Origin of the sequence: Variovorax sp. EL159 (assembly GCF_900100965.1) — a bacterium.
Taxonomy (GTDB): Bacteria; Pseudomonadota; Gammaproteobacteria; order Burkholderiales; family Burkholderiaceae_C; genus Variovorax.
Genome location: NZ_FMUJ01000006.1, coordinates 1 through 11,913, shown reverse-complemented (window position 1 = coordinate 11,913; position 11,913 = coordinate 1). Strand labels below are relative to the sequence as shown.

Here is an 11,913-nt window from a genome sequence, read left to right as displayed (position 1 = left end):
ATGCAACGAAGTCTTTTGCGTGCAGTTTGGTTTTGTGAATAAGTGCCTCGTATGCAAAGGTTTCAGCTCTGCATAATCGCCTCCCGTTTGGAGCGTCTCGTCACAGATGCGTAGCAGACGAACAACTATCAGGGAGCGCCAAGAACATGAATCGCCATCTGCACCGCATCGTCTTCAACGCCGCGCGGGGCATGCGCATGGTGGTTCAGGAAACGGCCACGAGCACAGGCAAGGGCGCGTCCAAAGCAACGGGTGGAGGCAAGACGGCGTCGTCGGTGTCGGCAGCGGTCCTTTCGCCGGTGGCTGCGGCCGTGCTCTTCGGGCTCTTGGCGGTGATGCCCAGCCAGGCCCAGATCGTCGGAGCCCCCAACGTCCCCGGCAACCTTCGTCCGACTGTGCTGGTCGCACCCAACGGTGTGCCGTTGATCAACGTGCAGACACCGTCCGCTGCGGGCGTTTCGCGCAACGTCTACAACCAGTTCAGTGTCGGCCCCAACGGGGCAATCCTCAACAACAGCAGAACGAATGTTCAGACCCAGTTGGGTGGCTGGACGCAAGGCAATCCCAATCTGGCTGGCGGTTCGGCACGCATCATCCTCAACGAAGTCAACGGCGGCATTCCAAGCCAGCTGCGCGGCTACATCGAGGTCGGTGGGCAACGCGCGGAAGTGATCATCGCGAATCCGGCAGGCATCAGTGTCGATGGCGGGGGCTTCATCAACGCGAGCCGAGCCACGCTGACCACCGGCACGCCGCAGTTCAGCCCAGCAGGCAGCCTCGACAGTTTTCTGGTGCGCGGCGGCACGATCAGCATCGATGGCGCAGGCCTCGATGTCAGCAAGACCGACTACGCGGCGATTCTTGCCCGTGCCGTGCAGGCCAATGCGGGCATCTGGGCAAGTGAACTGAAGGTTGTGACCGGGGCCAACCAGGTGTCGGCGGATCACAGCCAAGTGACACCTGTTGCGGGGACTGGGCAAGCACCCACCTTCGCACTCGACGTGGCTGCGCTGGGTGGCATGTATGCCGGCAAGATCACGCTCATTGGGACGGAAGCCGGCTTGGGCGTGCGCAACGCCGGGAGCATCGGAGCAAGCAACGGCAATCTCATCGTGACATCAGCCGGCAGGCTGGAGAACACAGGCACGCTGGAAGGCCAAAGCGTGCAGCTTACGAGCACCGGCAGCGACATCATCAACCGGGGGACGATCCGCCAGACCAGCATGGCGCCGCTGGCGTTTACGGCTCCCACGATCAGCAACACCAACGGCGGATGGATCGGCAGCGAACCTGTATCTGCTTCGACAGCCGGTACTGGCAGCAGCACTGGCACAGGTACTGCGCCGAGCTCAGGCTCAAGCGGCTCGACGAGCAGTCCCGCATCGACCGGTGGAGTGACAACCGGTGGCACTGCCGCATCTGCCGCGGCACCGATTGAGGCGGGCGCCATCGTCGCCGCAGGCACGATACAGAACGACGGCGGGAAGGTCTACGCTGGCGGCCCGATCACCGTGCAGACGGCGAACCTCGTGAACAATGGGGGAACCCTTTCTGTCGCGAGCATGTCGCTGAACCAGCCGAGCTTCCAGAATGCGGGGGGCACGCTGAACATCTCTGGCGCTTTCACTGCGAACCTCGGCACTTTCAGCAATGCGACGGGGACTCTTCATGCCGGCAGCCTGGACATCACGGCGACGGGCGACCTGAACAACCAGGACGGCGTGCTGACCAGCGACAGCAATGCAAACCTCACGGTCGGTGGTAACGCCAACAACACACGAGGCACGATCTCGGCCACTGGCGCACTGACAGCCAACGTCGCTGGCGCGATCCAGAACACCTCGGGTAGGTTGACCTCGAATCAGAGTCTCAGTGTCTCGGCCCAATCCCTGAACAACAGCCAAGGGACCATGTCTTCGGCTGGCGGCAATGTCCAGCTTACCGTCGGGCAGCAACTCCTGAACACCGACGGCCATATCGCCAGCGGCGGGACTCTTGCGATCCAGGCCGGCAGCCTTGACGGCAGCAAGGGCAGCCTTCAAAGCACCGGCGACATGAACGTCACGGCCGCGCAGGCCCTGACTTCGACCGGCACCAACGTCGCAGGCGGCAATGCCACGCTCAAGGGCGCTTCCATCGATGTCTCCGGCAGCCAGACCGGCGCTGCGAACATTGCACTCACGGCCACACAGGGGAATGCGACCACCAGCGGCGCCACAGTCGCCACCCCTGGCACGCTCGCCATCACGGCCAACGCACAGCCCGCCCAAACGCTGGTGAACAACGCCGGCCAGCTCAACGCCGGCCAGTTGCAGATCAACGCGTCGAACATCGCTAACACCAGCGGTGGCAAGATCATCCAGACCGGCACCGGCGCAACCGTGCTTGCCGTCAGCGGCAGCATCGACAACTCGAACAGCCAGATCGCGACCAACGGTCAGGACCTGACACTCCAGGCCGCGTCCATCACGAACACGAACGGCAAGATCGACCATGCCGGCACCGGCACCCTGAGCATTGCGGGCGGTAGCTATAGCGGTGCGAATGGCGAGATCACCGGCAACGGCGCGCTGGCCGTCAATGTGACGGGTGCGTTCAATCAGGACGGTGGCAGCACCTCCGCCCAGCAGATCGACCTGTCGGCCGGTTCCCTGAGCAACCAGAACGGCGGCAGCATCGTGCAGGCCGGCACCGGCACTACGATGCTCAATGTCGGTGGAGCTCTCTTGAATAGCGGGGGCACCATTGCGAGCAACGGCGCCATCACCGCCAGCGCAGGCTCCATGGCCAACCAGGGCGGCAAGCTGCAAGCCGCAGGCACGTCCGATCTGAACCTCACCGTTGCCAGCCAACTCGACAACTCTGCGGACGGCAAGATCCTTGCTGGCGGCAACGTTACTGCCCAAGCGGGCAGCCTCAAGAACGACGCGGGCACCCTGACGGCCGTCGGCAACCTCAATGCAACCGTCTCGGGTGCAGCTACGAACGTGGGCGGGATGCTCGCGGCCAACGGCAACACCACGATCACCGCCGCCAGCCTGAACAACAGCGCCGGGACCACGGCGGCTGTCACCGGCAATCTGGCGGTCGCAACCAGCGGCACGACTACCAACAACGCTGGCACCTTGCAAGCCGGTGGCACTACCACCTTGAGTAATGGTGGCCTGGTCAATCAAGGTGGCAAGGTCTTTGGCAACAGCCTCTCGGTCGACACGCACGGCAATACCCTGGACAACAGCGCCAAAGGGACCATCGCGGCCACAACCACCGTAGATATCAAATCCGGTGCTCTGCAGAACGACAGCGGCCTCGTGCAAAGCGGTGGCGCGATGACCATCGACACACATGGCCAGGCACTCACGAATACCAACGCGGCCGGCTACGCGAACGGCCAAGGCGGCATCACGAGCGCCGACACCCTCACGCTCAACGCAGGCGCTGTGAACAGCAGCGCGGGATTCGTGGGCGCCAAAGGAGCTCTCACGGCCAACACGCAGAGCTTCTCGAACACCGCGGGCGGACAGGTCATCGGGCAGGCTGCGGTCGCGGTCAATACGAACGGCACGACCTACGACAACAGCGGCGGCCAAACTCAGGCGGTCGGTGCGCTGACGGTCACTTCCGGCAATCTCCAGAACGTAGGCGGCCTGCTGAGGTCCAGCGACACCACCACGCTGAACGCGGCCGGCGTCAACAACGCCAACACCAGTGGTACGAATCAAGGCATCGAAGGCACGAACGTTGCGATCAATGCCGCCAACCTCGGAAACCAGACCGGCGCCGTTCGCGCCTCGCAGAACCTCACGGTCACCAGTGGGGGCACGGTTGACAATTCCGCAGGTGGCCTGCTTTCGGCGGGGGACACACTCAAGCTCGTCGATCCAAACGCCGCCAACCCAAGCGCCAAGACCCTCAACGTCGTGAACACTGGCGGATCGATGGTGGCCAGCAACAGCCTCCAGATCGACGCGGCCAGCTTCAGCAACGATGGAAGCTTCACCAGCGGACGCGACATGTCCGTGGCGCTGACGCAGGACATCGTCAACAACCATGACGTCAGCGTGAGCGGAAATCTGACCTATGGCACCACCGGCCATCTGACCAACAACGCCAAGCTGCTTGCGGGCAATACCTTGACGGTCAATGGCAACGTGGTCGACAACACCGTCACGGGCGAAATGTCAGGGATGGACACCATCATCAATGCCGGCACGTTGAATAACCGCGGCCTGGTCGACAGCCAAGGCAGCACCCAGGTCAATACGAGTGCGCTGAACAACATCGGCACGGGCCGCATCTATGGCGATGCCATCTCGATCAGCACTGGGACCCTGCTCAACGACACTGAGACCGTTGGCGGCACGACGACCGCCGCGACCATTGCTTCTCGCGGAGACCTGGACATCGGCGCGACCAACATCACGAACCGGGAGCACGCGCTGGTCTTCAGCAGCGGCAACATGGCCATCGGTGGCGCGCTCGATGCGAGCCGCAAGGCCATCGGCCAAGGTAGCACGCTCGACAACCTGAGCGCGGACATCCAGTCGCTGGGCAACATGTCCCTCTCGATGGCCAACGTCAACAACCGCGACGTGCACATTCAGCTCGGGACACCCACATCAACGCAGAGCGTCATGGTCGGCGTGGCCCCCGTTACGCCGGTGGGCAGCGGCGTTGGCCGGACAACCCAGTACACACTTGCCGAAGTCAATCTCGATCCGATCAACGGCCTGATCTATCGCAAGGACACCGGCGAGCTCGTAGGCATCGGCGGCTACGGCCTTTGGACCAACAGCATCACAACAGTCACGGACACCGCCGTCAACGCCGATCCGGCGCACCTGATCGCAGGCGGCAACATGACAGTCAATGGTCACCTGTACAACCAGGACAGCCAAGTGCTCGCGGGAGGAACGATCACTGCCAACGACTACCAGTCCAGCCAGTTGACTGGCTTGGTCAAAGTGTCGGGACTGGCGAGCGTGATCAACAACCAGGGCCAGGTGGAGGCTACCAACATTCCCATCGTGCTCGCGCCGCTGAGCATCCCTTTGGGCGCCTACAAGTACCAGGAGAACATCAACGCCACAGCAGGCTATAGCGCCGGCAGCGCGACTACAGGGTCCGGTAGTGCGGGTGGCGGCGGAGCCAGCAGTGCCAACGGTAGCTCGCGCGCTGGAACCATCGTAGAAGTGGCTGCCAATGTCGGGACAGTTATCGGTACAGCTGGCACTGGCGCCGGAACCTCCGGCGGTAGCAGTGCAGGCGGTGGCCAGACCATCCCGGTGGTGGTGCGCACCAGCACGCCGAACTTGAGCCTGCCCCAGGCGAGCCTGTTTCGCACGCAGGCGAGTGGCAATTTTCTGATCGAGACGGACCCGAGGTTTGCGAACTACCGCAATTGGCTCAGCAGCGACTACCTGCTCAGCAACCTCGGACTTGATCCGAACAACATGCTCAAGCGCCTGGGCGATGGCTTCTATGAGCAGCAGCTTATCCGTGAGCAGGTCGCTCAACTGACGGGCTATCGATACCTGGGCGGATTCAATAACGACGACGACCAGTACGCCGCGCTGATGAATGCGGGCGCGACCTTCGCGAAGCAGTACGGGCTTCGCCCAGGCGTAGCACTGACCGCTGCGCAGATGGCGCAGTTGACAAGCGACATCGTGTGGCTCGTTCAGCAGACCGTCACACTCCCGGATGGCTCGACCCAACAAGTGCTTGTGCCGCAGGTGTATGTACGGGTGCGGCCGGGTGACATCGACGGCTCGGGAGCGCTTCTTAGCGCGGACGCGACGATCATCAAGAGCACGGGCGATGTGACGAACAAGGGCACCATCGCTGGCCGGTCCCTGGTGTCGATTACTGCCGACAACGTCAACAATCTCGATGGCGGTCGGATTGCCGGCGGAGTCGTTGGCGTGACCGCTCGCACCGATCTCAACAACATCGGCGGAAGTATCACGGCACAGGACGCTGCAGTCCTTGCTGCCGGACGCGATATCAACATAAGAACCACGACCTCGAACGCGGGGACCACGACCGGTATCGACCGTGTAGCAGGTGTCTATGTGACCAACCCCGGAGGAGTATTGGTCGCCTCGGCTGGTCGAGACGCCAATATCGTTGGTGCAGCCTTGATGAGTGTTGGCTCAGCGACCGTGGGCGCGAATCGCAACATCAACCTTGGCACCGTCTCCGAGGGATACACCATCTCGTTCGCCAATAAGAACATTGCAGGTATCTCGTCGCAGAGCCGGGAAGTGGGTTCGATCATCCAGGCGCAGGATGGCGTGGGCCTCGTTGCAGGCAATGACGTGAATATCCGCGCCGGTGCTGTAGGCAGTACAGAAGGCGCGCTGATTGTCACGGCGAAAAACAATATCAATCTGACGGCCGGCCAGGAAGTGACAAGTGTTGCCTCAGCTACGCAGAGGTCGTCCAAATCCCTGTTCCGGAGCAACAGCTCCAGCACCTTGGACAGCACTAGCACCGTGGATGTGCTGTCCAGCAGCCTGAGTGGGAAGACTGTAACCCTGGTCGCCGGCAACGACATCAATGCCCAGGCGGCACAACTCAGCTCGCAAGAGGCGATGAGCCTGTCGGCCAAACGCGACATCAACCTCACAACTGCCAATCGGACGACTCAGGATCTGCACGCGAGCCAGCAGCGCAGCAGCAGCACAGGATTGTCCAAGGCATGGGCTGTTGCCTCCGATGCTGGAGGTCCGGTCGGCGGCTATGGCAATCGCCAGTTCTCGGGTAACAGCACCAGCGCCGATATCAAGACCCAGGCGGTCGGCACCACCATCTCTGCCGGCAGCCTGCAGACCATCAGTGGGCGTGACACCACCTTGCAAGCGGCCACCGTCGTGACCGACGGGAACATCACGATGCTGGCTGGGCGCAACCTCACCATCGAGAGTGCCCAGAACACTGAACTCAGCAGCAGTTCTTCGGCCAACGGCAAGAGCGGGTTCATTGGTTCCTGGTCGTCACCGGGATTGGGCAACATCAAGGATTTCGGAGCCAAGGCAACCGTCAGCACCACCCAGCAATCCAGCCAGGTGGCCAGTCTCTCGGGCAACGTGACATTGGTGGCAGGCAACGAATACCGCCAGACCGCCAGCAGTGTTCTGGCTGCGGGGCAAGCAGGCCCACAGGTGGGCGGGGACATCAACATCCTCGCGAAAAACGTCACTATCAACGAGGCGTACAACACCGAGCAGAGCGTGAGTATGCAGCGCAGTTCCAGCAGCAAGCTTGGCGGTAGCGCCAGCTTCATGGGGGTGAGCACTGATAGCTTGCGCAATGCCAGAAGCACCGTGCGAGCGATGGGAGATACCAGCGGCAATGGCCGGATGCAGGTCTTGGGCGCGCTGAATCTGGCAATGGCGGGCCAGCAAGCCTACGGCGCGGGCAGCACGCTCGCCGGCGCCTTGAGCGGCAGCGGCCCTAGCCTGACTGACCTGAGCAACATAGGGCAACTGAGTTACGGCGTCAGCGTGAGCGCGAGCCGCAACACCAGCCAGGGCACCAGCGTCACGGCCAGCACTACCGCCGTGGGCTCCAGCGTCACGGGGGCGAACAACGTGAACATCGTGGCAACGGGCGCAGGCGCTGACTCCAACATCCACGCCGTGGGCTCCACCATCGCAGCGGGCAACACCGTCAACATGGCGGCAGACAACGACATCCTCCTGGAGGCCAGCAAGAACACAAGCGTGACTGTGGGCCAAAACTCCAGCCGTGGCGCCAGCGTAGGGGTCACGCTTGGGGCGGGCGCGCAGAACGGCGTGAGCATCCAGTTGGGTGTGCAAAACGGTAAGGGCAGCGATAACCAGAACGAGACAACCTACAACGCTACCCAGGTCTCTGGCGGCAACGCAGTAAATGCCTCCAGTGGTCGCAACCTCACGCTCAATGGGGCGACCATCGAAGGCAATCGCGTAAAGGCAGATGTGGGGGGCGACCTGAAAATCACCACCTTGCAAGATGTGAGCGTGGGACAGAGTCGGCAGTCCAGCGGCGGCTTCGGGGTGAGCGTGTGCGTCCCACCGATCTGCTACGGGGTGGTGGCCACTGTCAGCGGCAATGCGGCGAGTGCCAAGGCCAATGGGGTTTTCATCAGTCCGAATACCCAGGCGGGCATCAAGGCTGGGGACAGCGGCTTCGATGTGAAGGTCAAAGGCAACACGAACCTGACGGGTGCTGTGATCGAAAGCACCCAAGCGGCCATCGACAACAGCAAGAACAGTTTCTCCACGGGCGGCGCGCTCACGACGAGCGATCTTCAGAACTTGAGCCGGTCAAGTGGCAGCAGCTATTCGGTTGGTGCCAACGTGAGTCTGGGCTACACAACACCCAACGACCCGAATCCGACGTGGGATCCCAAGAAGGGACAAGCGCCTGTACCGCCAAGTCGCGGTGCAGGCATCGGCGGCTATTCCGGGAACAGTCAAGACAGCACCACCAAATCAGGCATCAGTGGCATCGCAGGCGATCAGAGTGTGAGGACCGGCGACGCGAGCAGCGCCGGCACTCTGATCAAGGACTGGAATACCCAGGACATCATCAAGAATGTGCAGGCTCAAGCCGCGATAACTCAGGAGTTCAATGCTTCTGCCGCCAAGGCGGTAGGGGCATATGCCGACCAGCAAACGCGCAGGTACGAATTTGCCAGCGATCAGGCCGGGATAGCTCAACAAGTCCTGAACGACCCAAATGCAACGCCGGAGCAACGGCAACAGGCGCAGCAGGTTCTGGATGGTGCCAACAGCATCATGAGTACCGAGCAAGGAAACTATGACACCTGGAAGGAAGGTGGTGTAGGTCGCATGGTCGCGCACACCATCGTTGGCGCATTGGGGGGCGGCGTTGATGGCGCGTTGGGCGCCGCTACAACGGCGCTGGCGGCGCCAATGATCGATGCGTATACAGGGAATCTGCCGCCAGGTGTCAAGAACGCCGTAGGTGCCGCAGTCGCAGCAGGAATTGGAGCAGCCGCGGGAGGTGCCGCAGGTGCAGCAAGTGGGTATTCGCAGGACGTGAACAACAGGCAAGCAAATGCTGCTCAGAGAGCAGCGTTAGCCGGGCTGCAGGAAGGCGCAACAGCGGATAAACAAAGGAGACTCGCGGATGCGCAATGTGCAATCCTTAAATGTGCGGCGGGGGTAAATCCGACCACTCCCGGATATGACGACTTAATTTCTTCGCAAAACCGAGGGACTCAGAATGCCGAGGAAATTGCCGCACTCATGAAGACCGGCGCATATCACGTTTATGGTGCAGCAGACGTCGCTATTGATTTGGGGAACTGGGCAAAGGAAAGCGTTGCAAATGGTGCCAAGAACCTCGGGATTGCAGTAGTCGACGAGTTTCGTGCCGCGGTATCGGCGGCTAATCCACCGCAGGTGCCGCCAGACATAGACGGCGGGAGTGGCCCCAGCACTGGAGGCAGTACCGTTGCAGCGGGGGTGGTTGTCTTGCCTTGCATCACACCTCCAGTTTGTGTCCCATACGCGGCACCGATTCCACTCACAGGCCTTGGCTATTCGCCCGGTAATGTGACCTTGTCTTCTTCAAATGAGGGAAGTGACTCCTCAAATCAAAGTAACGGCGCTTCGGCAAATCAAGTTGGGCAAGCGCGCGAAAATCGGGTTGCGGGAATTTCTGGAGGGCAGGTCTCCAACGAAAAGATAATTACAAGCCGTGGTAATACGGACATCGATGTTGTTGGTCCAAATGGACAATTGATTGGAGTGGGCGGACCTGCCAAGGCAAATAATCTGGGAAATTTGGGAAATGAAATCGCAAAACTACAAGAGGTTGCTGCTCAGCGTGGCGTCATCGTTCAATACTACATCACAGATTCCACACCACCTTCAGTCTATAATTTTCTGACGAAAAGACTGGGAGTGGAAAACGTTTTTATTTTTAAGGAGCCGTGATGACAATTGGCACGCTTCGGGTTGCTATGCCGCAGCCTTTTGATAACGTGGTAAATTCTCTTAAAGAGATTTCATCTCTATTTGAAATGAATCCAGTCAATCCTTCTTTCGGAAAGATTCTTGCCTGGTCGTATGAAGGGGATGAAATTGAATTGAGTGATTGGTCGGCCGGCGAGTTGATGAAAAAGAAAATTCAATCAATGACTTTTTGGGATGTCAATGGATTGGATTTATTGATTTCCTGGCAAGTGGTGGATGGCGGATGGAGTGTCGGATTTGCGGAGGCGAGAGGTGCATACTCCATTTTGGAGAAAATATTTGGATATTTTGCGCGAAAAATGGCGATCCAAGATTTGGGCCGAGTGAGTGACGTGCCTGTTATTGTTTTTGGTTTCGAGTAAATATTGGGTGTACCTGCTTTGGGTTACTTCAGCATTGATGTTGAAAGCCGATGTGATTTTTGGGAATAAAAATGAAACTTATCAAGTTATCGAAGGCTGACTTTCATCGCATATTCTTGAGCTTGGTGACGGTGCTATCGCTGAATTCGTTGCTCGCTGGCTGCGCCGCCAAACTCGCCCAGCCCATCACCGGCTATACCTGCTGCAATCTGCGCCCCGACTACGGCTGGGTTTCCAGCACGAATATGCTGGGCGGCGCCATCGTGCCCGCCGGCGAGCCCGTCGTGATCGATACCCTGAAGCGCGATCGCTATGCCTATGGGACCATCGGAGGCGACTACATCTCGCTGCGCGACGACACAGCCCACAGCAGAGAAGACATGCTGCGCTGGACGAATCAGATCGTTGTTCCCACAGACCCCAAGCTGACGCTCGCCACTTGGAGTCCCGAGGTGCAGAAGGCTGCCTACTCGGCCAAGGTCGTGATCGGCATGACGCGACCTCAAGTGCTGATGTCGCTCAGCTATCCGTCGCGCAACGACACCAAGGACTTGAACGGCAATACTTGGCGGTACTGGACGACCCAGGAAGATGAGCCGGTGGATATCCTCTTTGGCGCTGATGGTGCTGTGAGCGGCTTTTCCGGTAAGCCGTCCGCTGTCCGCATAGTCGAGTTCAGGCGCTGATCATGATCTGCCCCGTTGGCGTGCATCGACGCACGCGCATGGCCGTGGCCGCAGCCCTTGTCGCATCACCGCTGGTGGCACTGGCCCAGCAATCCCCAACAACCCCGCAGCCCTTCGTCGAGCAGCAACGCCAGCAAGAGCGTGAGCGAGCACTGCGCGAGCAGAACGAGCGCACCGTCGACCAGCGCCCACAAGCGGCGCCCCCAGCGCCAAACCAGCGCATCCCCGAGTCCGAGTCCCCGTGCTTTCGCATCGACCGCGTACTCCTAGTTGGTGAGCAGTCCGAATCCTTCCAATGGGCCGTCGCCGATCTGTCCGGCCCCGATGGCAACGATTCCCCCATCGGCCGCTGCCTCGGCACCGCCGGCGTCAACGTAGTCCTCGCACGCGCCCAGCAAGCCGCCATCGCTCGCGGCTACGTCACGACCCGCGTTCTTGCCGCGCCGCAGGATCTGTCGTCCGGCACCTTGACGCTGTCCCTCGTCCCAGGCCGCATCGCCGCCATCCGCACGACCGCAGACTCCTCATCGACCTTGCTCGGCAGCTCAGCCTTGCTTGCCACCGCCATCCCCGCACGCCCCGGTGACCTGCTGAACCTGCGCGACATCGAGCAAGGCCTGGAAAACCTCAAGCGTTCCCCCACCGCCGAAGCCGACATCCAGATCGAGCCCTCGACAGCCGCAGACGCCAAGCCCGGCGACAGCGACCTTGTCGTCAAGTACGTCCAATCCAAGAAGTGGCGCGTCAACCTGAGCCTGGACGACAGCGGCACCAAAGCCACGGGCCGCTACCAATCCGGCGCCACCGTCTCGCTGGACAACCCCTTCGGCCTGAACGACCTGCTCTACGTCAGCGCCAACCACAGCATCAACG

Annotated in this window: 4 protein-coding genes; all 4 read left to right on the top strand. The window is 60.8% G+C overall.

Annotated elements, in window-relative coordinates:
- Positions 1 to 146: 146 nt before the first annotated feature.
- Positions 147 to 9,953 (top strand): two-partner secretion domain-containing protein, encoded by a 9,807-nt coding sequence (locus BLQ28_RS24140; protein ID WP_093245579.1) that lies wholly within the window; start codon positions 147 to 149, stop codon positions 9,951 to 9,953.
- Positions 9,953 to 10,354 (top strand): hypothetical protein, encoded by a 402-nt coding sequence (locus BLQ28_RS32790; protein ID WP_143012564.1) that lies wholly within the window; start codon positions 9,953 to 9,955, stop codon positions 10,352 to 10,354. The genes BLQ28_RS24140 and BLQ28_RS32790 overlap by 1 nt, the downstream gene beginning before the upstream one ends.
- Positions 10,355 to 10,425: 71 nt before the next feature.
- Complete coding sequence (locus BLQ28_RS24135) at positions 10,426 to 11,040, top strand: hypothetical protein (protein WP_093245577.1); 615 nt, start codon at positions 10,426 to 10,428, stop codon at positions 11,038 to 11,040.
- A gap of 38 nt (positions 11,041 to 11,078) precedes the next feature.
- Positions 11,079 to 11,913: ShlB/FhaC/HecB family hemolysin secretion/activation protein (locus BLQ28_RS24130; RefSeq protein WP_143012576.1), on the top strand; the 835-nt coding region annotated here is incomplete at its 3' end.

Coding starts and splice junctions, on each gene's coding strand:
- BLQ28_RS24135 (WP_093245577.1), top strand. CDS start 10,426: ATGAAACTTATCAAGTTATCGAAGGCTGACTTTCATCGCATATTCTTG.
- BLQ28_RS32790 (WP_143012564.1), top strand. CDS start 9,953: ATGACAATTGGCACGCTTCGGGTTGCTATGCCGCAGCCTTTTGATAAC.
- BLQ28_RS24140 (WP_093245579.1), top strand. CDS start 147: ATGAATCGCCATCTGCACCGCATCGTCTTCAACGCCGCGCGGGGCATG.